19 protein-coding genes are annotated in these 22,666 nt (G+C 40.2%); 9 read left to right on the top strand and 10 right to left on the bottom strand.

The window, feature by feature from the left end:
* Position 1 precedes the first annotated feature (1 nt).
* The 5 genes from GGQ60_RS02010 to GGQ60_RS01990 form a co-directional block, all read right to left on the bottom strand.
* A complete protein-coding gene (locus GGQ60_RS02010) occupies positions 2 to 925 on the bottom strand; it encodes an efflux RND transporter periplasmic adaptor subunit (protein ID WP_183759725.1) in 924 nt (307 codons plus the stop codon).
* Positions 926 to 927: 2 nt separating this feature from the next.
* Entirely contained in the window at positions 928 to 2,175 is a 1,248-nt protein-coding gene (locus tag GGQ60_RS02005; protein ID WP_183759724.1) for a TolC family protein, read from the bottom strand.
* A 37-nt stretch (positions 2,176 to 2,212) separates the two neighbouring features.
* A complete protein-coding gene (locus GGQ60_RS02000) occupies positions 2,213 to 3,025 on the bottom strand; it encodes a phosphatase PAP2 family protein (RefSeq protein WP_183759723.1) in 813 nt (270 codons plus the stop codon).
* Between the two features lie 218 nt (positions 3,026 to 3,243).
* Complete coding sequence (locus GGQ60_RS01995) at positions 3,244 to 4,497, bottom strand: sensor histidine kinase (RefSeq protein ID WP_183759722.1); 1,254 nt, start codon at positions 4,495 to 4,497, stop codon at positions 3,244 to 3,246.
* Positions 4,494 to 5,171, bottom strand: a complete 678-nt coding sequence (locus tag GGQ60_RS01990; protein WP_183759721.1) for a response regulator transcription factor — start codon at positions 5,169 to 5,171, stop codon at positions 4,494 to 4,496. The genes GGQ60_RS01995 and GGQ60_RS01990 overlap by 4 nt, the downstream gene beginning before the upstream one ends.
* 411 nt (positions 5,172 to 5,582) lie before the next feature.
* Between GGQ60_RS01990 and GGQ60_RS01985 the strand changes: the two genes are divergently transcribed.
* The 6 genes from GGQ60_RS01985 (at position 5,583) to GGQ60_RS01960 (ending at position 11,726) form a co-directional block, all read left to right on the top strand.
* The gene (locus GGQ60_RS01985) at positions 5,583 to 6,290 is read left to right on the top strand and encodes a hypothetical protein (protein WP_183759720.1); all 708 of its coding nucleotides are present in this window, start codon (positions 5,583 to 5,585) and stop codon (positions 6,288 to 6,290) included.
* A 170-nt stretch (positions 6,291 to 6,460) separates the two neighbouring features.
* Complete coding sequence (locus tag GGQ60_RS01980; protein ID WP_183759719.1) at positions 6,461 to 8,392, top strand: LTA synthase family protein; 1,932 nt, start codon at positions 6,461 to 6,463, stop codon at positions 8,390 to 8,392.
* Between the two features lie 201 nt (positions 8,393 to 8,593).
* Positions 8,594 to 9,151 carry a YeeE/YedE family protein gene (locus tag GGQ60_RS01975; RefSeq protein WP_183759718.1) on the top strand — a complete coding sequence of 186 codons (558 nt, stop codon included), beginning with the start codon at positions 8,594 to 8,596 and terminating at the stop codon, positions 9,149 to 9,151.
* Between the two features lie 10 nt (positions 9,152 to 9,161).
* Positions 9,162 to 9,575, top strand: coding sequence for a DUF6691 family protein (locus tag GGQ60_RS01970; RefSeq protein ID WP_183759717.1), 414 nt, complete (start codon positions 9,162 to 9,164; stop codon positions 9,573 to 9,575).
* 261 nt (positions 9,576 to 9,836) lie between these two features.
* The gene (locus GGQ60_RS01965) at positions 9,837 to 11,342 is read left to right on the top strand and encodes a PAS domain-containing sensor histidine kinase (RefSeq protein ID WP_183759716.1); all 1,506 of its coding nucleotides are present in this window, start codon (positions 9,837 to 9,839) and stop codon (positions 11,340 to 11,342) included.
* A gap of 18 nt (positions 11,343 to 11,360) precedes the next feature.
* Positions 11,361 to 11,726 (top strand): response regulator, encoded by a 366-nt coding sequence (locus GGQ60_RS01960; protein ID WP_183759715.1) that lies wholly within the window; start codon positions 11,361 to 11,363, stop codon positions 11,724 to 11,726.
* A 166-nt stretch (positions 11,727 to 11,892) separates the two neighbouring features.
* Here GGQ60_RS01960 and GGQ60_RS01955 read toward each other — a convergent pair whose 3' ends face one another.
* Positions 11,893 to 13,488: a RagB/SusD family nutrient uptake outer membrane protein gene (locus GGQ60_RS01955; protein ID WP_183759714.1), complete on the bottom strand. Its 1,596-nt coding sequence runs from the start codon at positions 13,486 to 13,488 to the stop codon at positions 11,893 to 11,895.
* A 26-nt stretch (positions 13,489 to 13,514) separates the two neighbouring features.
* A complete protein-coding gene (locus tag GGQ60_RS01950; protein ID WP_183759713.1) occupies positions 13,515 to 16,694 on the bottom strand; it encodes a SusC/RagA family TonB-linked outer membrane protein in 3,180 nt (1,059 codons plus the stop codon).
* Between the two features lie 516 nt (positions 16,695 to 17,210).
* On the opposite strand from GGQ60_RS01950, the gene GGQ60_RS01945 reads away from it, so the two are divergent.
* Complete coding sequence (locus tag GGQ60_RS01945; protein WP_183759712.1) at positions 17,211 to 18,350, top strand: hypothetical protein; 1,140 nt, start codon at positions 17,211 to 17,213, stop codon at positions 18,348 to 18,350.
* Here the strand turns inward: GGQ60_RS01945 and GGQ60_RS01940 are convergent.
* Positions 18,347 to 18,577, bottom strand: coding sequence for a hypothetical protein (locus GGQ60_RS01940; RefSeq protein ID WP_183759711.1), 231 nt, complete (start codon positions 18,575 to 18,577; stop codon positions 18,347 to 18,349). The genes GGQ60_RS01945 and GGQ60_RS01940 overlap by 4 nt on opposite strands.
* A 429-nt stretch (positions 18,578 to 19,006) precedes the next feature.
* Here GGQ60_RS01940 and GGQ60_RS01935 point away from each other — a divergent pair, with 429 nt between their 5' ends.
* Together GGQ60_RS01935 and GGQ60_RS01930 are read left to right on the top strand one after the other, a co-directional pair.
* On the top strand, positions 19,007 to 19,264 hold the full coding sequence (locus GGQ60_RS01935) for a helix-turn-helix domain-containing protein (protein WP_183759710.1): 258 nt from the start codon (positions 19,007 to 19,009) through the stop codon (positions 19,262 to 19,264).
* Positions 19,265 to 19,764: 500 nt separating this feature from the next.
* Positions 19,765 to 19,947: a hypothetical protein gene (locus GGQ60_RS01930; protein WP_183759709.1), complete on the top strand. Its 183-nt coding sequence runs from the start codon at positions 19,765 to 19,767 to the stop codon at positions 19,945 to 19,947.
* A 139-nt stretch (positions 19,948 to 20,086) separates the two neighbouring features.
* Here GGQ60_RS01930 and GGQ60_RS01925 read toward each other — a convergent pair whose 3' ends face one another.
* Together GGQ60_RS01925 and GGQ60_RS01920 are read right to left on the bottom strand one after the other, a co-directional pair.
* Complete coding sequence (locus GGQ60_RS01925) at positions 20,087 to 21,037, bottom strand: alpha/beta hydrolase (RefSeq protein WP_183759708.1); 951 nt, start codon at positions 21,035 to 21,037, stop codon at positions 20,087 to 20,089.
* A gap of 99 nt (positions 21,038 to 21,136) precedes the next feature.
* Complete coding sequence (locus GGQ60_RS01920; protein ID WP_183759707.1) at positions 21,137 to 22,630, bottom strand: ArnT family glycosyltransferase; 1,494 nt, start codon at positions 22,628 to 22,630, stop codon at positions 21,137 to 21,139.
* Positions 22,631 to 22,666 lie beyond the last annotated feature (36 nt).

Raw genomic sequence — 22,666 nt, 5'->3', positions numbered from 1 at the left:
GCTATTTCTGGATTTTGACCTTGGCGGTATCAGCGATTCCGTAATTTCCACTTGTAATGATCCTATCGGTTTTCGAAAATTTAGGATCGAGCACTTCAATTGTATTTTCGTTTTCAATGCCTTTTTTCACATTTATCCTTACTGCGGTGGAATCGTTAATCAGTTTCATTACCCAAAACTCATCCTCTGTTTCGTTAGCCAATACCGCCGATTTTGGCACTACCTGTGCCTTAGTATGATGAACTTTGGTTAACCTAACTTTCGCAATTAAACCTTCGGGAATATCTTTAGCTGCCCCGATTTTTAGGATGTAACGCTGGGTTTGCGCCGAAGAATCAACAGAAGGCATTGTTCCCGAAACTGTTCCGGCCATTTTAGTCCCATCTGGCAAAAGGATATCTACCTTTCTGTTCTGATCAATCAGCTGATTATACTCGTAAGGCAAATCGAGAAGAAAAACCAGGCTGTTGCGGTTGCTAATGGTGGCTAAAGCTTCTCCATCCTGTACATAATCTCCTTTTTGGTGATTTACCTGGATAATTGTTCCGGCCTGATCGGCCCTGATATTGGATATACCCGAAAATTTAAAGCCCGCATCGAGCTTATTTACACTGTTGCCGATCGATTTTGCTTCTTTGGTGATTAAACTAAATAACAATTGATGGCTGCCTACCTGCTTACCCAGTACTGCCTGTACATTTTCTACATAACCGTTGATATTTGCCTTTACAAAACTTTTCTCCAGATAGGCCGAAACTGCCGAAAACTCTAAAAATTCTGAAAGAGCGCTGTCTCGCACGGTAGTTACCTGAACCGGCGTAACCGGCGAAGGTTCATCTATCGCTTCTGTTTGGGCAGCATGATTGCACGCTGAAAAAACAAACAGCATAATCGCACCGCACATTAATTTTAAATAGTTTTTCATGGTTATCGGTTCCAGTAATTAAATTGGTTGATCAGTTTTAAACGGTTAATGCTGGTTTGGCGCAGTAAATTTTGAGCCGCCAGGTAATTGTTGATGGCAATAACAAAATCGGCCACTTTCAAATCGCCAGTATGCATCAATTTACTGTCTGCCTCAATTAAGCCCTTACTGAAACGGATCTGCTCATTAATTTTTGGGAAAAGTGCCTCAGTCTGGTTTAACTGCTGACGGATGAGGTTTAGCTGTTGTTGCTGTTGTCGGACAAAAAAACTGCGGTAGCCGGATAGCGTTTCAGAAGAAAGACTAAACTTATTGTACTGCATTTTTTTCTGGTGCCCATCGTAAATCGGAACGGAAAATGTGAAACCGATACTTGTACCAAAATTTTTGTAAGGCTGCAAAACAAATGAAGAATTATAGCCCCCATTTGCATATACCCCAAGTTTAGGTTTATAGTTAAAATCGACCGCTTTTTTTTGGTTGATGTTTTTTAAACTGTCAAGGTCAAACCGTTTACTGAAAAAACCTGGCCCGGTTGCGGTAACGGTAAGATATAATTTCGGATCGGCTAAGCTCACCTTTGTGGTATCGGAAATACCAACCAGGTAGTTTAATATGGCATAATCATTTTTAAATTGCAGTTCGGCCTGCTTTAGTACCAATTGCTGTTGTTGTAAGGTAACCAAAAAGGTTAGATACTCCGATTGTTTGTAAATATTGCTTCTTGTTAATTTTTTAAGCAAGGTTTCTTCCTGTTCGAGCAGGGTAACCACTTCGCGGTTAAAGCCTACCTGTTCCTGGCTGGCATAGGCTGAAATATATTGATCGGAAACAGATCTCTGCAGATCATACCATGATAATTGCCTGGCATATTTAATAGAATCGCTTTGAATTTTTATGCCTTCCAGCTGGTTATTGATGCGTTTCCTGTTCAGCAGGTCGTAATTCACATTAAGCAGTGCTTCCAGCGCCTGTCCGTTGGTGAGCACTTCATCGTAGCCATAACCACTAACAACGGGCGCATACATCCCTGCAGAGCTGGCCGTAACCTGTGGTTTTGCAGTAGCCCGAACAATTAAACTGTCTATTCCTGCAGAACGTTGCTGGTTTTGAAAATCCTTAAGCACAGGGCTTGTAAATTCAGCCTGCTTTAAATAATAATCGAGGCTTTTTGAAGGGGGTTGGGCTCCTGCCCCTACCGTCCAAAAAGCAGCTAAGTACAGAAACAGGCACCTTAACTTTATATTCATTTTATGGATGATTTCGACTGAAAATATTTTAACCCTATTAAAATCTGCCCGAAAGCATTAAACCCGTACAACCTTGTTGGCGGAAAGGCATAAATGTAAAATTCCCTTCTTTTTTCGCGGTGAAAAGACTTTTAATATAAGGATATACCAGGTAGGATATTTTTGTGGAAGCAATCCCGAAACCCGCCCCTGCCACAACATCGCTAAACCAGTGCTTGTTGTTGTACATCCTAAGCGTCCCTGTTGCCGTAGCAACGAAATAGCCTGCATAACCAATCCATGGGTTTACATCTTTATATTCCTGGTGTAAAAACTCAGCAGCCATAAATGCAGATGCGGTATGCCCCGAAGGAAAAGAATTCTCGCCATTTCCATTAGGGCGCATCCTGCCAACGTCCTGTTTCACAAAATGGGTAGAAGCGCCCATAATAGCTGCAGAAGTTACGTATAACATAGAGGCATCAAATAAATTGTGTTTACCTTTTATACCCGATAAATTAAGTGCATAAACCGCAGCAGCAGGTGCAAACTGAATATAATCATCAACATGAGCCGCAAATAATGGATGATCTTCCTGTAACTCGGCCCTGGTACTTACATCGAGTTGTTTTAAAGCCCCATGATCATAAACTGCCGCAAAACCATAGCCCATTAATACCACAGGCGCAATAAATGCCGTTACCTGAAACCGTTTTTTTGGAACCGGATTACCGGTGTACCACCTTCCTGACGAATCTGCAGGAACATTTTTAACAGAATCTCTACCTTGGATGGAATCGATAGCAGTTATGGCGTAAGTTTGATTTACATAACTCAACAGCATCAACAGCATCCACAAAAATCTTTTCATCTTTCAAATTTTAATCAAAACTAGAAGTGAATTATGAAGAAATTCTGTAGTTGGCTATCATGCAAATATTTAGTTTTTTTCTGTTGATAGCAATGATCAACGCAGAAAGTATTCCTCTCTGCAGGCCTGCATTCGTTTTTATCTTACCTACTTCCTTTCAGTATAACTAAAAAGATGATGAGAACGGGTTCTGTATAATGATCTGCAAAAAATGCAGGTTAATCCCCAAAATAGACTGCAAAAACATGCCATCCATTTTCCTCGTGGTAATCGATGCGAAAGCCATAAAGGTTACAAATCTGTTTTGTTATGGCCAGGCCAAGTCCCATACCCTCAGAATCTGCTGCTTTAGAGAATCGATCGAAGATTTTGGTTTTCAACTGGCTAACTTTACCCGAATTAGAAATGGTTAAACTGTGCCGATCTAATTTAACCAAGATGTGCCCGCCGGTTATATTATGCCGTACCGCGTTACTAAAAAGATTGTTCAATAAAATATCTGCCAGGTAACGGCTCATTTTAACCTCTGCCGGGGCAAGCTCTTCATTCAGAATCAGTTTGCTTTTGGCCAATAATTCCTGAAACTGGCGGATTTTTGCTTGTACCATTTCGTTAAGATCGATAGCTTGAGGGTCAGGGATCAGGTTGTTTTCGATTTTGGCCAGCAGCAGTAACGATTGATGCAATCTTGATAGCCTGGCTGTGGCATGATAGATATCTTCCAATAACGCACCCTGCTGCTCGGTAAACGACTCGGTTTGCAGCAAAGAATCCAATTTGGAATTGATTACTGCCAAAGGTGTCATCATTTCGTGTGAGGCATTATCGGTAAAACTTTTAAGTTCTTTATAATCCTGCCTCACCCTTTCGGCCATGGCATTTACCGATTTATTTAGCTCATTAAATTCATCAATTTTGGTTGGTTCCTGCTCAATGGTATCCATCCGGGTTACTTCGAAAGCCTTCATCCGGTTTAAAATAGAATAAAAGGGGCGCCAAAGCCTGCTCAACACAAACCGGTTAATGAGCAATAGGGCTAAAAGTAAAACAACTGTGATTCCCAGTGTTATTAAAAGAATGATACGAATCAGGTTTTCTGATTCTACCCTCGATTTGGTTATGGTTACCTTTATTGTTTTACCGTCTACATGCACAATGGTAATGAGGCTTCTGCCCGGTTCGTTTTCACCTTCTTTCGGGTTAACATAAATGGTGTTCAGAAATTGCCTTTCAGGAATAGCACCACTCAACGTTTTATATGATACCTGCTGATCGAGATAACTTGCAGGCAATGGGAGCTTGTGAAAAGTATTTACATACTGGGTAATTTCATTTTCTTCAACAGCTAAATCGCGGTCTAATTTTTCGGTCAGGATAAAATGGATGACTACATAGTAAATGATCCCGGTAATGATCAATACAACGATAGAGGTTAAAATATTGGCTCTATTATAACGGTTGGAGAGTTTCATAAATCGCCAAATTTATAGCCTATCCCATAAACAGACCGAAGGTAATCTGCTGCCCCGGCTTCGAGCAGTTTTTTACGGAGATTTTTAACATGGGTATAAATAAAGTCGAAATCATCCAGCAGGTCCATTTCATCGCCCCACAGGTGCTCGGCCATGGCATTTTTGGTTACCACTTTATTCCGGTTGGAGAGAAAATATACAAGCAGATCAAACTCCTTTTTAGTAAGGCTAACCGGATTACCCTTAACCCTGATTTTCATGGCCGAAACATCAACGGTTATCTCGTGGAACATAATAACATTATCACCGTCAAAATTCTTCCTGCGGACAATCGCACTCACCCTGGCCTTCAGTTCTGATAAGTGGAACGGCTTCACCAGATAATCGTCGGCACCCAGATCAAGGCCTGCAAGTTTATCATCCAAAGAGTGGCGTGCAGAAATAATCAGTACACCATCTCTTTTTTTCAGCTGTTTAAGCCTGGTTAAAAGCTCCAGCCCCTCCCCACCCGGCAGGCCCAAATCCAAAAGAATACAATCGTAACTGTAAAGTGATATTTTTTCATTGGCAGCAGCAAAATCCGAAGCATGCTCGCAAATATTACCTTCTCCGGTAAAATAGGCCAAAATACTTTCCAGCAAAGCGGGTTCATCTTCAATAACCAGAATTTTCATTTTGTATCTTTTTTTGTGCTTTTAAAGTAACCATTTAAACCCGAAAGTTAAACATCAGGTTTTCAATCAGGCAAAACACCGGATAAGATTTTTATATTCAGGCTTTCTTCTTCTCTGCCGTTGCTGAAACTGCCTTCCCATCATCGGTAAAATACTGGAGACCTGTTAACCTTCTGATATTAATGATATCCCGTTCCGCATTATGATAGGCCAAATTAATATTTTCTTCGCACTGCTTCAACTTTACAACAAAATCATTAATAAACCAACAATTTAGTGCAAATCCTGTGTGTATTCATTACGAACAAGGGCAATAGCCCAGGTATACCCAACTTCAGAATTGCTACAGAATTGAAACTTATATTTAGGATCAATCACTAACCAAATCTGATATCCTTAAAATCAAACAAAATGAAAAAACTTTACCAAATTACCTGTGCAATGCTAGTGGTCGTGCTTTTTATGGCTTGTACCAAAAAAGAAACCGCAACCGATACCAAATTGAGTTATAGCTTTAGCGCCAGCAATTTAAATGCTTCGTTAAGCAGTAATGCAAGCGCCAGTGGTGCTGTGGTTGCTCCAGGAACCAATGGAAGCATAAACTGGTCAACTGCAAGTGTTAACGTAGCTAAAATCGAATTCAGTGCCATCAAATCAGGCAGTGGGGCAATCAATCTCGAAACTAAAAATCTTTACCTGGTTAACGCGTTAAAACCCGATTCTTTATCAGGCACTGTTGCTTTGGCATCTGGTGTGTACGAGAACAACCAGTTTAACCTAACCTTAGCCAGTTCGTTAACCAACCCGCCCTTGCTGTTAACAGGCACATACATAGAAGCTTCGGGAACAAAAATTCCGGTAAGGTTCGAAATGAACCAGGCGCAGGTAGTTAAACTTGAAGCAAAGAGAGTGGAAGTTACTGCCGGAACTTATGTGGCTAAAGTTACCGTACAGCTTAATGCACTGGTAACCGGACTAACTGCAAGCGATTTCGGACAAACCACACGTACCGGTAGCAATAACATGATTATTATTTCGAGTACCATCAATAGAGCATTGTATGAAAAGTTAGTTACCCGCTTTACTTCAACCCTGAGTGTTGATTTTTCCAAAAAATAGCAACAGCAGGTTAGTCAAACATGAATGAATTGCCAATTTAAAGCGTTAATACTAATTTCGCGTTGCTAACCAAACATTCAGAATTTCTTCAGAATTGGAACTTACCTTCGCCCTTTGCAAAGAATAAGGTCAGACAGGTAAGTTTCAGCTGTTGGAACCGCCCCCTAGTTATGAACATTAAAGAAAAAACAAGTAAACTGTTAGAAAACAGGTTTGGTCCCGTTTTTCTGGCGACCCTGTTATTATGTAGCATTTCCTTATTAACCCGCGTAACCTTATTAATTTATAGTGCAGCTTCTTTCGATTGGTCTGTTTTAAACCTCCTGAAAGTTTTCATTATTGGCTTGTTTTACGATCTGGCTGCTGCATCTTTTGCCATTATTCCGATTGTAATTTATGTATGGTTAATGCCCTCAAAATGGTATGGGCGTAAATTCAACCGGATATTGCTCTTTATCTATTTTTTCTTTGTTGTTTTCACGCTTATTTTCAACGCCATTTCTGAATGGTTCTTTTGGGAAGAATTTTCTGTACGTTACAATTTTATAGCGGTAGATTATCTGGTGTATACCACTGAAGTAATCGGAAACATCCGTCAATCGTATCCCATCAACAGCATTATCATTGGCCTGGTCGTAATTACAACCCTGATTGTATATTTTTTAAGAGGTATTATCACGCAATCAACCTTTAACAAAACTTCTTTTAGCAAAAGGACAAAAATTGCGTTGATACTATTATGCCTGCCGGTATTCACTTATTTCTGCGTAAGCCATAAACTGAAATACCTCAGCAGCAACCAATATGTAAATGAACTTTCGGGAAATGGCATGTACGATTTTGGCTTTGCTTTTTGGAACAACCAGCTCGATTATAATACATTTTATAAAACGCTTCCGATTAAAAAAGCGGAGTCGGTACTCAGCCATTTATTACAACAGGATTCGGCCTCAACATTCAAGAACACGTCGAGGAACATCAATAATCCGGGGGCAGAGAACAGGATGAACGTGGTGCTGATTAGTGTGGAAAGTTTAAGTGCTGAGTTTTTGGGCACTTTTGGCGATACACAGCACATTACACCGCAGCTTGATTCGCTGGCAAAACAGGGTTTACTTTTTAACAATTTATACGCTTCGGGTACACGTACGGTACGCGGTTTAGAAGCACTTTCGCTCTGCATTCCCCCAACACCTGGTCAGTCAATTGTCAAACGTCCTGATAACCACAACCTTTTTACACTGGGCAGTATATTCCGCTCAAAGGGCTATAACAGCAGGTTTATTTATGGTGGTTACGGATATTTCGATAACATGAACGAGTTTTTCTCTAATAATGGCTATGAAGTAACCGATAGAAGTGCACTAAAAGACAACGAAATCCACTATTCGAATATATGGGGTGTTGCCGATGAAGATCTTTTTACCCTGTCGTTGCGCGAGCTGGACCAGGATTACAAAAACAACAAGCCGTTTTTTGCACATATAATGACGGTTTCGAACCATCGCCCTTACACCTACCCTGAAGGAAGGATCGATATTCCCTCACATACCGGCAGAGAGGGAGCTGTAAAATACACCGACTATGCCATCGGAAAATTTATCCGCGAAGCGAAACAGAAGCCATGGTTTTCGAATACTTTATTTGTGATCGTAGCTGATCATTGCGCCTCAAGTGCTGGTAAAGTCGAACTTCCGGTAGATAAGTACCACATTCCCATGATTTTTTACAGTCCCGGACATATTGCACCAGGTAAATTCGAGAAATTAACGGCACAGATTGATATTGGGCCAAGCATTTTAGGTTACCTGAACTTCAGTTATGACAGTAAATTTTTCGGACAGGATGTATTTAAAATGAAAGACAGCGATGAAAGGGCTTTTATCAGCACCTATCAGAGTTTGGGCTACATCAAAAATAACAAATTGATCATCCTCAACCCCAATAAAAAAGTGGCTGCCTATAAGCCAGATTTTACTACAGGAAGCGCAGTAACTATACCTTTAGATCAGAAATTAACCGACGAGGCAATTTCCAATTATCAAATGGCTTCCTACCTGTATCAAAACGGTCTGTATGGCTTCGAATCTAAAAAGAAATAATAAAGCTTAACCAACCCGGTTACTTTGTTTGCCAGGATACTCACAACATATATCTTACAATTAGTGAATTTCAGTTTCAGTCAGAAACTGAAATTCTGTCTAAAATATTCAAAGATTTATGCATTAATTTGTTCTGTATCAGAACATGAGGAAGCAAGGTAAAAAATGCTTCTTAAGCTATAAACCTATTTTTGAAACACCATGATTGATTTCATTAAACAACCCTGGCCCTGGTATTTCTCGGGCATCATGATCGTACTCGTTATGCTCATTTTGCTTTTTTTCGGCAAATCGTTTGGTTTTTCATCAAACCTTCGTACCATTTGTTCCATAGCCGGAGCCGGCAAAAAAGTAACTTTTTTCGATTTTAAATGGAAAGACCAACTCTGGAACCTCATGTTCCTCATCGGCTCCGTAATAGGTGGATTTATTGCCACAAACTACCTGAGCAGCCCGGCGCCCGTAAAATTATCTGCCGCTACAGTTGCTGATTTAAATCAGTTGGGCATTAAATTCGATGGCAAACTGAATCCAGGCAGCTTATTTTCGTTAGAGGCTTTGAAAGACATAAAAACACTGGCTATTTTACTCATTGGTGGTTTACTGGTTGGTTTTGGATCTCGCTATGCCGGTGGATGTACTTCCGGCCATGCCATATCCGGACTTTCTAACCTGCAACTGCCGTCGTTAGTTGCGGTAATCGGTTTTTTTATCGGCGGCCTTATCATGACTTTCCTCATTATGCCTCTTATCTTTTAAAATCATAAAAATGAAATTTATAAAATATATTCTGGCAGGTACACTTTTTGGCATCACCATGACTAAATCTGAAGCGGTTTCCTGGTACCGGATCCAGGAAATGTTCCGTTTCCAATCTTTCCACATGTATGGCATTATTGGTACGGCTGTTGTATTAGGAGTAATAGCCGTATCGCTGATCAAAAAATTCAAAGCCAAAGACATTTCCGGAAATTCCATCACCTTCCACGATAAAGCTAAAACCTATGTTAAATACATTCTTGGTGGTACCATTTTTGGCTTAGGCTGGGCCTTAACAGGCGCATGTCCGGGCCCTATGTTTGTGAACCTGGGTAGCGGGTATGCTGGCATGGCCATTGTAATATTAGGAGCCTTGCTCGGAACCTATCTTTATGGCATAATTAAAAATAAACTGCCACACTAATGCCTCATCTACCACTCTCATTGCATAAAGTATAGCATTTATTGATCAAGCATAAAAAGAGTTTGATCTCAAATTGGCCAAAACAAAATGCCATACTATTTAGGGAAATATGGGTCGCGCGTTGCATAATTTATCGGTGTGATGGGACTTATTACTATATTTACCCCTCAAAAACTTTAAATCTCCAAAACCAAATTGGGGCCTATATCGTTATTAAAAAAAATAAATTTTATCGGTTTGAGTAAGGAAAATCATATCAATATGAAAAAAACAAATGTGCCTTTGGAACACGAGGTACTGTACAAGGTTTTAGATGCATCGGTTACCGGAATTGTGATTACCGATAATCTTTTACCAGATAACCCTATTATTTATTGCAACCCCGCCTTCGAAAGAATTTCAGGATATATCAGGAGTGAGATCATTGGCCATAACTGCAGGTTCCTGCAGGGCAAAGACCGGCAGCAGTCAGAACGCAAGATAATTTCAACCGCGCTCGCCAAGGGAGAAAGCTGTAGTGTAGAAATCAGAAACTATACAAAAAAGGGGAAATTATTTTATAACGAGCTGTACATCTCTCCGGTAAAGAACGAAGATGGCCAGATTACGCATTTTATCGGAATACAAAACGACATATCTTCAAGGCGAAAATCGCAGCAGGAACTTGAACTTGTGCAACAGGAAACTGAGCGAAAGGTAGAAGAAAGGACCAAGATGTACCGGGAAAGCCAGGAGTACCTAAGCAGTATTGTAGAAACCATCCGGGAGAGCCTGGTTGTAATGGACAAAGATTACCGGGTTTTAAGTGCCAACAACCACTTTCTCAATACTTTTAAAGTTTCTATCAATGAAACTAAGGGTAAATTGCTTTACGATCTTGGTAATGGCCAGTGGAACATCCCGGAGTTAAAAAAATTGATGGAAGAAATCCTTCCTACCAATAATCCGGTATTAGACTTCGAGGTAAAACACGATTTTCCTCATATTGGCAAAAAACTGATGCTGCTTAATGCCCACCGTATCGAACTCGAAGGCAGGTATAAAGACTGGATATTACTCGCCATTGAAGACATTACCGACCAACGGGCTTTACAGCAGCGTAAGGATGATTTTCTTTCCATAGCCAGCCATGAGCTTAAAACACCATTAACTACCGTTGTTGGATATATGCAGCTGATGGAAAGGATGATGCCTGAAAATGCAAGCGATAAATTTAAAGGCATTGTAGAAAAAACCGGAAAATACATCCAGCGCCTTAACCAGTTATTATCAGAACTGCTGGATGTATCGAGAATCCAGACCGGAAACATCACCCTTCATCAGGAGGAATTCGACTTTGATAAAATGATGGCCGAAACTGTAGAGAGCATCAGGGCGGCAACACCATCCAGAAAAATATCGCTTACAGGCAAAATCGGAAGAAATTTCAACGGAGATGAATCTCACCTTATCCAGGTGGTTTCCAACTTGTTGAGCAATGCAATCAAATACTCTGCCGATAACACCCAAATCGAAGTGCAGGTATCGTCCATCAGCGATTTTATCAAGGTATCGGTAACGGATAAAGGAATGGGTATTAGCGAGGACGAGTTAAGTAATGTTTTTGATCGCTTCTACCGGGTAGATGAAGTACAGAAACATTATCCGGGAATGGGAATCGGGCTTTATCTCTGTCAGCAGATAATTACCAACCACGGCGGTACAATTTGGGCTGAAAGTCAGAAAAACGTCGGATCTACCTTCAACTTTACATTGCCAATGCATTAATTATCCCTTTATTAAAATATGAAATATAAAAAAATTCTGGTTTGTGATGATGATCAGGGCATATTGGAAATGCTTGAACTGTTACTGGAAGACGATGGCTACGAGGTGGTGCTTGAGCCGAACAGCGTGAATGCACTTAAAACCATAGAGCGGGAAGCTCCGGATCTGATCCTGTTGGATATCTGGATGCCTATGATATCTGGTGACCAGATTTTAAGATCATTACGGGATAATCGTAAAACCTCTTCAACCCCTGTACTGATGTACTCTGCAAGCACTGATGGCAAAAGTATTGCTGAAAGCTGTGGAGCAGACAGTTATATTTCCAAGCCTTTTGACCTCACAGTACTGCTGGATAAAATTGAAGAGCTGCTTCAGGCATGAGGGCCTGATTGTTCGGGCCTTGTGCGCCCGCAATTAACATCATTTAATTCCCGCAAGCCGCCAGAAGAAATGAAAAATAATAAAAAACGACAATTTTCGATTTGAAAATTGTCGTTTTTTATTAATTGGCTGCCTTAAAGGCTATATTTTGCTGTTACAACTATTATTAATTCCAGCCATTGCCAACATCCTTACCAACATTAGGATTTGCATTCTTTTCAGATAATGGTATAGGTAATAAAACATTTTTATCCTGGAATGGCTGGGTACCGTCTTCTATCTGCCTTTCAGAATTGATGGTCTGCCTGGCTATGCCCCAACGTATCAGATCAAAGTAACGAGACTGTTCTCCGGTAAGTTCCAATTGCCTTTCGCGCATCAGGATGGTCATGGCCTGATTTTGGTTACCCAAACTGATGTAAAGCGGGGCATTAACACTTGGCCTGCTGCGTACCTGATTAATCAGTGCCAATGGCTGCGATCCGGTGTTTCCCTGTTGTATGTAAGCCTCAGCGAGCATGAGCAACACATCGGCATAACGGATTACCTGCCCGTTAATGCCACTTTGCGGCCCACCATAACTTGCTACCTTATTATAATACTCATACTTTAAGTATTTATAACCTGCTGTTGCATAAGGAAATGCGATTGGACCGGTTGAGCATTGCTGGCAATATTGAGTCTGTCCGCCACTTGCTGCGTCTCCGTAAAATGTATAAGCCGCACGTGGATCAACATAAACACCATTGGTTTGTGGGTTAGTGTAGGTAAAAGCTTTAACAGCTGTAGTGGTAATAAACACATTATTCCAATCGTTAAAGCCGTATTCTTGTGCACGGGCAGAGTGACTAGCTTTCCCACCCCATGTTTCCTGACCGCCAAATGGGGCATACTGGTTACCGATACCCCAATCGGTCCAAACCTGGTTCATTACCTGGAAAATGGTTTCCGGATTACTGGATGAATTATTCTGATTGGGATCATCAAACAGGTCGTTGTATACGGGTGCCAGCGAATAGTTATATGGAGCCTGGGTCAATTTGCTTAATTCAGTAACAGCATCTCCCCATTTTTTTTCATAGAGGTACGATTTACCAAGCAAAGCAACCGCAGCTCCCCGGGTGGCACGCCCAAAATTGGCTGCCGCATATGAAATAGGAAGATCTGCTTGTGCATCTTTTAAATCCTGTTCAATAAAAGCCCATACATCTGCTACAGCGGCACGGGGCAGGTTAATTTCTTCTGGCGTTGGCAGCGGGTTATATGCTTTGCGCAAAGGTACACGTCCATACAGATTAACCAGATTGAAGTAGGCATAGGCCCTCAAAAATTTAGCCTCGGCGATATATTGCTTTTGATTGGCCTGTTCGGTTGCATTGGCTGGGGTCCATGCCTGGGCACGGTTAATCACCACGTTCGAACGCATAATTAAACGGTACAGTGAAGACCACATCGATTCTAACTGCGGTTGGTTCGGAGCAAAATTATACTGTGCCAGGGCCAAAAGATCGCCCTGGAGCGGTTGGGCATTCTTGGCATCATAGCCCAGCAAATCAAAAATATAATACCATTCGCGGGCCCACAAACCCGAATGCAATAAAGTAGCATAGCTGGCTATCACCGTTTGATTTATAGCGGCATCACTTGTAAAATAGGTGTCGTAAGTGTATGCGCTTTTATTTTGTAAGTCCAAATCTTTCTTACATCCTCCGGTTGCAATTAATAAAACTACAACTGCCAGATATTTTATATATTTTTTCATAACGATCTCTTTAATATTATTTATCCTTAAAATCCAACTTGTACGCCTGCCAAAAATGTACGTGGCTGTGGGATCTGCCCATCATCAATGCCACGATTAAATATATAATCGGCGGCTCCCCCATTTACCCCGCCATTGGTTTGTGTACTAATTTCCGGATCATAGCCTTTGTATCCGGTAATGGTAAATAAGTTTTGTGCGGCTACATACACACGAAGATTGCTTAATACATTACCTGAGAAGGCTTTCAAAGCCGCTTTGGTGAAGGTGTAACCTAAGGTGATGTTACGTGCACGCAAATAGGCTCCATTCTCAACAAAAAAATCCGACGGCCTCAAATTACCTGTTGCCGTTACATTTTGCCCGGCTCTTGGCAAAGCAGCAATATCACCGGGATTCCTCCACCTGTTTAGGATCGCCGTAGAAGCATTGTGCCCGGTTGAAGCATTTTCGGTACTGAATTTAAGCGAGTTAACCAGTTGAACGCCCTGAACGCCAGCGATTACGATATTGAGATCAAAATTTTTATAAGTGGCACCGGCATTAAAACCATATATAAACTTAGGGATAGCGCTGCCCAGCATCTTTTGATCTTTATCATCAACAACACCATCGTTGTTCAAATCCTTGAATATAAAGTCGCCTGGTAATAATCCAGCCTGGTAAACTGCATTAGGATTGCCCGTTTTTTGACGTGCTGCAACATTTAATGCGTCTATCTGTGCCTGGGTAGAAGCTACGCGGTCTACATTATACCCATAAAATGCACCAATGGGCATTCCTGGTTGTGTTAAAGTAATTCCATTTAAACTGTTAAAGTACCCTCCTATTATCGGTGTTTGCGATTGGGCACCCAGTGATAATGTTTTATTCTGGTTATAAGCACCATTAACACTTATGTTGTAGCTAAAGTCAGTGCCTTTACTTTGATAGCCAACCTGAAATTCGAAACCTCTGTTTTGGGCATCGGCGGCATTGGTAATTAATTTACTGTCAAACCCACTCAAACCACCGATTCCAACGCTGGTTGGTATTGGAATAGCGACCAGCAAACCACTGCTTTTCCGGTTATAATAATCAAGGGCTACCGTAAGCTGATTGTTCAAGAAACCAAGGTCAAGCCCTATATCGGTCTGGTCTGTTTCTTCCCACCTTAAAAACGGGTTTGCAATTGAAGCAACCGTTGTTCCATTTGCAAACGATTCATTTTGACCAAGCGAGTAAATCAGGTTACCGGTTGGTGAACCTCCAAAAGTAAATACCTGGGTTGTGGTTAAACCAAACTTGTTATTGCCTGTACGACCCCAGCCTATGCGAAATTTTGCGTCGCTGATAAACGGAAGTGCTGATTTTACGAAACTTTCTTCACTGATCCGCCATGCAAAACCAACTCCTGGAAAGTTTCCATAGCGGCTTTGAGGACCAAAGTTTGAGGAACCATCACGGCGGATACTTCCCGATAAAATATAACGGTCATTAAACGTATATACCAGGCGTCCATAGTAAGAAATTGCGCGTCCAAACTGGGTATAGTAACCAGATGTATTAGCCTGACTGGTGATCGTTGGCGCTACACCTATATCTTTTACATTATCATTTAACATTCCTGTACCGAGTACGCTCAGGTATTTGCTCGATCCGGCATCAATATAACTGGTTCCGGCGGTTGCCGATATATTGTGCTTACCAAACGTACGGTTAAAAGAGAGGTAGTTTTCGAAAGTATAATTAGAATAGCTGTTAAATGCGCGGCCTGCCTGGCGGGTAAAGGCCAGGTTGTTTGAGGTAACATAGGGTACCTGGTACGAATCATTGGTAGAATTACCGTATACACCAGCAAGTTGCGACCTTAACGTGAGGCCTTTAATAATATTTACTTCGCCAAAAATTTGCGGATACAATACCAAATCGTTGCTTGAAAGGGTTTGAACACCCAATGCCTGTAGTGGATTTATGGCATTACTGTTATCATCAACATTGGTTAGAATGGAGTAGCCTCCCAAAATAGCCGGATCGTATATCGGCTGGTATGGTGCATAAGTAATCGCATTGCCTATACTGGCCGTTTGTCCACCCGTATTGGTATAACGAACATTAAGGCTTTGTCCAAAATGAAAACGGCCCAGCTTTTCATCAAGTGAAAAACGGCTGTTTAATCTTCTTAGGTTATAATCTTTAACAATGGCCTGCTGGGTTAAATAACCTAAAGACAGGTTATAGGTTACCTTATCACTACCACCGCTTATGGTTGCATTATTTTGGGTAGATAAGGCTGATCTGAATATCTCTTTTTGCCAATCGGTACGATCAACAGTTACATAGGGCGTATTGAGTTTAGCAGGAACGGCAATGTTAGTGCTGGCCGCAATATCTTTAAGCAGATTAACATAATCGCTTGCATTGAGCAGGTCAAGTTTTTTCCGCACCGTAGATACGCCAACCTGCGAGTCAAACGAGATCTGTGGCAAACCGCTTTTACCTTTTTTAGTGGTTACGATAACCACACCATTAGCAGCAGCAACGCCATAAATGGCTGTAGAGGCTGCATCCTTTAAAATGGTAATGTTATCAATATCCTGCGGATTAATCGTATTAAAAAGATTGGCATCACTCTGTATGCCATCCACCACATACAATGGTTCCACATTGGTAAATGAGCCGGTTCCACGCACAATAATCTGGGCATTTGAACCTGGCGTTCCATTAGAATTGGTTACCTGTACACCAGGGGCCTTCCCAATGAGGAGCTGTGCTGCACTGGTATTGGTGTTGGCACCTGCATCCTTGGCGGTCACTACATTTACCGAACCGATCAAATCCTTTTTTCGTGCCGTTCCATAGCCTATTACCACAACATCGCTGAGGGTACTCACATCATTCTGTAATTTGATATTAATTATTGTTTTTCCGTTTAATTTAACCTCCTGCCTGGTAAATCCTATTGAAGAAAATACAAGCGTAGCATCTGATGGTACGTTGATAGCATAAGAACCATCGGTTCCGGTAACCATACCGTTCTGTTTTCCTTTTTCCTGTACGGTAACTCCAGGCAGGGGTTTGTTATCATCTCCGGATGTTACAATCCCCTTAATACTAACTGTTTGTGCTTTAACTGATATTGTACCCATAAACACCAGGGACAATAATAATAGCGGTAATTGGGCAAGCTTTAACAGCCGTGTTAAGTCGGTAATTTTCCTACTCATAATTGGTTTATATAAATGGTTAATTAAATTAACTTCACACTGCAATCGATTGCATTTTCTAAACAACGATGTTACAGGTGACATGAAATGCAATCTTATTTAAATTAATGATTCAACATTTCAATATTAAAATTAGCCATAAACGAATGGCACTGTGGGTACATTTGTTAACAATAGCAATACATATGTTAACCTTATTTCTTCCCGTTATCCGCCATAACCGCAATAACTGAACATATGTAACTATGTATCAACACATCAACAAAAATCAGGCTTCAGGGCATCCAATCAAGGGCAGAAGATAATCCATACAAAATCTGTGATTAGCTCGCAAAATCAACCAAGCGTATTATAATTGATGAACTGCCCTCGTTGGGCTTATTGAATTAAGTTCAAAAATACTAGTGAATAAAATGTGCTGAAATCAGGTTTCACCACAGTAATGATCCATTTCACCATGCCAAAACAAAAAAATGAAAATAATAACCTATAATTAGGCCTTTCGCTATTAAGTAAATGAGGTATGAACTTATCAGCTTCAGGGAAATAATTTTAGATGCACTTAAGGCAGGTAAGTCGGTACGTAAGGAACTGCCAGCCGAGATCTTAGAAGAAAGTAAACGGGTGTTTAATACTGTTCAGCATAACATTACCCAAATAGCACAAGATAGATTAAAGGCGTACATCAGACAACACCAAAGGGGCCTGATGCAATTGATGGATGAGTTAGAAGCCATGGTGGATGAAGGTGATCTTAATGCTGCTCAAGGTAAAAATGAAGAAATCTGCGGCATCGTACACCTGCTCAACCAAATGGTTTTTGATCTTCAGCAGTACCTACCCGATTATTTTGATTACGATTGCCCTGTTTCTATCACTACTCAGAAACAACTTTTATTAACTATTGCAGAAAATTTTGGCCAGATCTTAAATCATCTTGAAGAACTGCTTGCTGATGATGAAACCATCGCTATCTTTAAACACCTATTTGAACACCTAAAAAGCAGCCCTAAGCGTTTCACTTTTGAACAGGTAGTATACCTAAATGATTTTTTTGGTTCAGTTAAATTGGCGTTAACTAAATTGGTACCTCCTTTACAGATGCCAGAAATTATCCTGCTACTCACCTCATTAAATTTCAACCATCCATCTTTTTATCATTCCTGCTGCAGCCACTTTAATCATGAATTTCAAAAGTGCGAAAACATTAGCGAACAATACAGGTTAATCCATTTCTTTAAGAAGCTGATTGGGCAGGTTTTTAAAACCATAAGCATACCGTACCATAGAAATTTGCCCAATATTGACGAATCACTGCTAAGGTATATCGAAAGTGAGATCAGCTACCTCAAATCAATAGATACGATAGCAGAAGATCTCAGTAGCGGTGGCATTTTAGACAGCAATTTTAAAGTAACTTTTACCGTAAGGCAACTTGCAATATTCATTCATTTACAGGTTGAGGCCGGCATCATCACCACCCAGAGCCCTAAAATGCTACACCAATATGTTACGAAACATTATAGTACCGTAGAAAAAGAAATCATCTCAGAAAAAAGCTTTAAAAATGCTTACTATGGAAATACCTCGGCCGATATTGAAAAAGTGATCAACAAAATCGTCAGCATGCTGGCCATTGCCCAGGAAAAATATTAGCCAAGAAGATTTAATAAATCCTTCCGGCGTAAAAAATCTACAAATTCAAAATACCAGTGTTCAGAATAATCTTCCAGTTCGTGCAAATCTTTTTGGTTGGTTCCAATAATATCCTGCAGGGTAAAAAACCCCATTAGTTTACTTCTGAGCTTAAAATTCTCAGACAGTGAAAGTTCTGTAATCGGCAGATTAAGAAGGAAGTGATTTGATTGGGAAAAACTATCCATAAAAAAGCGCGGGTTAACCCGATATCCGCTTTAGAGGCACCGCAAAATGCCCAGACACAAGATAAACAGGCACCCACGCATAGCGTAGGCAACCATCTATTTTTTCCTGTGTCTTTTGAAGTTTTGCGGTTTTCTAAAACAGTAAAATAGCTGTCGCTCACGCCTTACGTTGAAATGGAATTACAGCAGAAGCCCACTCTTATTTTGGAAAGCTAAAGATAGCAATTCCGCTATAAGAAATGGGATAAAATCTGCTGTCTTGCTCCAACGGCGTGAGATTTGAGGTTGCAAGACTCTTAATTTTACCTTAACTGATTGTTATTTTTATTACGTAAAAGTAAATAAAAAAAAGCCAAATGTCAAGTAATTACATGACGTTTTTAAATAAAATATCAAAGACATTGCCGATTGTATTTTATTAGCAATGAAATGATTAGTGAGAAAGAAAAAATAGTTCTGAAAAGCTTCGGTAAACATCTAAAATCGTTAAAGGAGAAACAGAAACTTTCTTATCGTGAGTTTTATAAAAGAAGCGGGGTTAATACCGGAGATATTATTAAATATGAAAATGGAGAAACCAGTCCAAGTTTCATTACGCTAGTGAGATTGGCAATAGGTTTAAAAATCCACCCAACAGAACTTCTTGATTTTAATTTTGGGATAGACTTTAGTGCCGGATTAGAATAATATATTGTCTGTCTGTGTAATTGGAAGGGGAATCCTGAAATAATGAACACTAAACCATTATTTCGTCAAAGCGGGGGAATGTAAAGCTGTATCTGATTCCGTTCCAAAACAGGTAGCAACTTCTAATCACTTACTTTTGATGGCACGTTAAAGATGAGTCTAAATCTATTCATTCTGTCCGAATCGGTCCTGTTGATTTTACGCAAAGCTTTTTTTCGTATGTGATCCGTCAACCTTTTTCTACCTTAAAAAAAATGAAGCGGTGCTTGTGGCATCAGGTGAGCCCGAAGATGGGACCAAAAAACTAAGCACAAAAGAAAAGGGATACACCTGAGGAGTGATCCCTAATCAACTAACCAAACAAACTATTCCGGAAACCACGCCGGAATCGATATATAAACGAAATAATCAGGAGATTGTTTTAACGGTTTTGTTTATTTTTAAAAAGAAAAATAAAACCTGAGTCCAAAATTATGGCCTTCCTTTTTTAACTTTGCAGCATGCAAAATCTTTCAAATAAGCTTCAGATTGACCTCATTGAGCTCAAGGCAAAATATGCGTTTATTATGGATGAACTTGAAGTAACATTTGCTGATGCCTACTTATCGAAAGTACAAACCAAACAACGTTTAGCTGAACAGATGATGAAGGAGATTGAAAGGATACTCTCCGGTGAGGCCTGATGGCATGAAAACTAATCCGTTAAGATTAGGGCTTAAGGTAAAAAGCATTCACTATCATTTACCAGGAACCCTCAGTCATATCTGGCTGCAATTTTAATTATAGCCGTTCCGAACTAAAAATAATGAGAACAAGGTTTGGTTACCTCTTTTTCAAAGCGGGTGGTATACTAAAAGTGGTTTTTTTATCGGCATCTTTAAAGTTTACTTCCATAAAGTAATGCTTTTTTTTAATAATGTAGTTTTCTATAAACCACAAAATATCAGGCAGGTTTTCAACCATGGGTGAACCAGCTATTTCGTGCCCCATGTCCTGTACATACTGAAAGTAATAAGGATATCCGTTTTTTTTGAAGGTGCGTACAAGGTATTTGGAACCAAAAAAGCCCCTGTTCAGTAACCTCACTTTGTTGTAGGGTACAAGTTTATCGGCAGTACCATGGAAAAACATGGTAGGTGCTGGCGTTGTGGCGTATTTTGGAGCGCCATGATAACTTAATATCGCCCCCGCAAAAGAAATTACTCCTTTGTACTGAAAACGCTGGGGAAGCTTAGCCGATAAGGCTGTTGCATTACGCTTGTTGTAATCGGCGTGCAGTGCTGTAATGGCGCCCGCACTTGAACCCGATAAGATAATCATAGCGGTATCGATACCGAGTTCTTTAGCATTTCTGATCAGGTAATCTGTTGCACTGAAAACATCACTGGTAGCCGTATCTATCGCTGCTTTTAAGTTGGAAGTATTAAACGGACTGGGAAATTTTTTCCCCTTAAGCCCTAATCTGTAATCAACAGATACCACTTTATAGTTGTGTGCTATTAAAGTGTTAAAGTATTGATCGAACAACTTGCTGTCTCTGCGGCCCATTACAAAGCCGCCACCAAATACAAAAAGCACGGTCGGTTTAGTATCTGTGATTTTACCACTATAATAAACATCTAATTTCAGCGCACCTGAGTCAGTTTGCGAAAATGTCCTGGTTTCTACATGATATTTTTTATCCTGGAGTACAATTTGCCCCATTGAAGATATAGAGCATAATAAAATGGCAAGGAACAGCGTGCTTAGCAGGTATACTTTGTTATTGGGCATTATTGGTATCGGCTTTATTTTTAAGCTAATTTATTGCATTTTTAATTCAAGTGCAATCATCCATATGCCATAATTGCTTATAAATGAGATAATATTACCTTATCTTTTGTAGCCACTTAATTTAAACAATAAGATGTTTTTGCAGGCAACACCGTTTCTTAAAATAGGTGCCATAATTGCTGGTTTACAATTTTTAAATTGAGATTTGATAAAGTTCATACTGTTTTCATCGTAAAGATTAGAAGGTACAATATAATAGGCATTGTCGCCCGTAGTTAACTTCTGTTTGGTTTGGTTCGACCAATAATATTGGTGAAGATCGAACATTTCTCCAAGGCCATAGGTTTGCAGGCCTGTTCTGTTACAAACATAAAAATCTAAATGGGCTGCAGGAAACCACTTGGTAATCACGATGGTTTTGGCTGTTTTATTCTTTTCTGATGATTTATCCACGCGGTAAACGGAGTCAATCAGCCTTCCGGTTTCTTTCCAGCCATATAGGTCTAATGTCGGATCACCGGCACCTAACCTCATTGGATCTTTTTGATGCGAAAAAGTACCCTTGTAAAAATTGATTATAATCAGGCCGGCGCATACCACAAACAGGTAAAAAAACAGGCTGGCGCTTACAATTGCTTTTGACCTTGATCGTGTAAAAGACTCCAGTTTCAATGCAGAAACAAATATTAAACAGGCATATGCCGGGCCAGACCAATGCGGCAATGTATCCCTGAAAATTGAAAGAAAAATCAACGTAGCAATAAGAGGAAGCGCACAATATAGTAGCAGTTGTATTTCACTTTTAAGAAAAAAATGTTTGGTTTTGATGAAGCTAACAACTGCCATCCAGGCCAGGAAAAAAATAACAGGGTTGTTGTAAAATATTTGTCCGCTAATTTCTCTCGCAAAAGCCAGCGGGTTTATACCGGCATGGAACAAGCTAACCCGGTTACTATGATAGGTATAAGTAATAAAATGATGTTTGATGTTCCAGATCATAAATGGAGATATAATCATCAAACTAATTAACATGGAAACATACATGCCTTTTTGCACCAATAATTTTTTATTACCAAACAGTGCAAACATGATAATGCCTACCCATAAATAGACGCCGTGAATCTTACACATCATACAAAGACCTGATGCAACACCGAACCAACACCAAAGGTGTAGTGTGGGCAGACCGAGTGGAACCGATTTTGTGATTTTTAATAATAAAAAGATGCCCCACAACCAAAACACCATTTGAGGGCTATCCGGTAAAATAAATACCCCAGCTATAACGCTGCAGTAAAAAGATGAAGAATAAAGGCATACGGCAAGCCAACCCACACGGGCATTGAGGAGTAATTTACCTATTTTATATACGATTATTGTACCGATTGCAGATGATAGTATGGCTCCCAGCCGAACAGCCAATTCGCTATGAAAATGCAGGTTTGCTGTTGTTGTTCTGATTAACCATGCTACAAATGGAGGATGATCAAAATAGTTCCATTGCAGGTTTAAAGCATATGTCCAGTAGTATACCTCATCGTTTCCGAGTGCTGTTGCTGAGGCGATGATCAGTTTGACCGCCGTCATCGCCATTATAAAAAGCCAAAGTTTAACCGGAATTTCTTTCAC

Source organism: Pedobacter zeae, from assembly GCF_014196715.1.
Taxonomy (GTDB): Bacteria; Bacteroidota; Bacteroidia; order Sphingobacteriales; family Sphingobacteriaceae; genus Pedobacter; species Pedobacter zeae.
This window is presented reverse-complemented; position numbering and strand designations above follow the sequence as displayed.

Bases quoted from the DNA above. Each gene is read 5' to 3' on its own strand.
- GGQ60_RS02010 (WP_183759725.1), bottom strand. From the start codon at position 925: ATGAAAAACTATTTAAAATTAATGTGCGGTGCGATTATGCTGTTTGTT.
- GGQ60_RS02005 (WP_183759724.1), bottom strand. From the start codon at position 2,175: ATGAATATAAAGTTAAGGTGCCTGTTTCTGTACTTAGCTGCTTTTTGG.
- GGQ60_RS02000 (WP_183759723.1), bottom strand. From the start codon at position 3,025: ATGAAAAGATTTTTGTGGATGCTGTTGATGCTGTTGAGTTATGTAAAT.
- GGQ60_RS01995 (WP_183759722.1), bottom strand. From the start codon at position 4,497: ATGAAACTCTCCAACCGTTATAATAGAGCCAATATTTTAACCTCTATC.
- GGQ60_RS01990 (WP_183759721.1), bottom strand. From the start codon at position 5,171: ATGAAAATTCTGGTTATTGAAGATGAACCCGCTTTGCTGGAAAGTATT.
- GGQ60_RS01985 (WP_183759720.1), top strand. From the start codon at position 5,583: ATGAAAAAACTTTACCAAATTACCTGTGCAATGCTAGTGGTCGTGCTT.
- GGQ60_RS01980 (WP_183759719.1), top strand. From the start codon at position 6,461: ATGAACATTAAAGAAAAAACAAGTAAACTGTTAGAAAACAGGTTTGGT.
- GGQ60_RS01975 (WP_183759718.1), top strand. From the start codon at position 8,594: ATGATTGATTTCATTAAACAACCCTGGCCCTGGTATTTCTCGGGCATC.
- GGQ60_RS01970 (WP_183759717.1), top strand. From the start codon at position 9,162: ATGAAATTTATAAAATATATTCTGGCAGGTACACTTTTTGGCATCACC.
- GGQ60_RS01965 (WP_183759716.1), top strand. From the start codon at position 9,837: ATGAAAAAAACAAATGTGCCTTTGGAACACGAGGTACTGTACAAGGTT.
- GGQ60_RS01960 (WP_183759715.1), top strand. From the start codon at position 11,361: ATGAAATATAAAAAAATTCTGGTTTGTGATGATGATCAGGGCATATTG.
- GGQ60_RS01955 (WP_183759714.1), bottom strand. From the start codon at position 13,488: ATGAAAAAATATATAAAATATCTGGCAGTTGTAGTTTTATTAATTGCA.
- GGQ60_RS01950 (WP_183759713.1), bottom strand. From the start codon at position 16,694: ATGAGTAGGAAAATTACCGACTTAACACGGCTGTTAAAGCTTGCCCAA.
- GGQ60_RS01945 (WP_183759712.1), top strand. From the start codon at position 17,211: ATGAGGTATGAACTTATCAGCTTCAGGGAAATAATTTTAGATGCACTT.
- GGQ60_RS01940 (WP_183759711.1), bottom strand. From the start codon at position 18,577: ATGGATAGTTTTTCCCAATCAAATCACTTCCTTCTTAATCTGCCGATT.
- GGQ60_RS01935 (WP_183759710.1), top strand. From the start codon at position 19,007: ATGATTAGTGAGAAAGAAAAAATAGTTCTGAAAAGCTTCGGTAAACAT.
- GGQ60_RS01930 (WP_183759709.1), top strand. From the start codon at position 19,765: ATGCAAAATCTTTCAAATAAGCTTCAGATTGACCTCATTGAGCTCAAG.
- GGQ60_RS01925 (WP_183759708.1), bottom strand. From the start codon at position 21,037: ATGCCCAATAACAAAGTATACCTGCTAAGCACGCTGTTCCTTGCCATT.
- GGQ60_RS01920 (WP_183759707.1), bottom strand. From the start codon at position 22,630: ATGGCGATGACGGCGGTCAAACTGATCATCGCCTCAGCAACAGCACTC.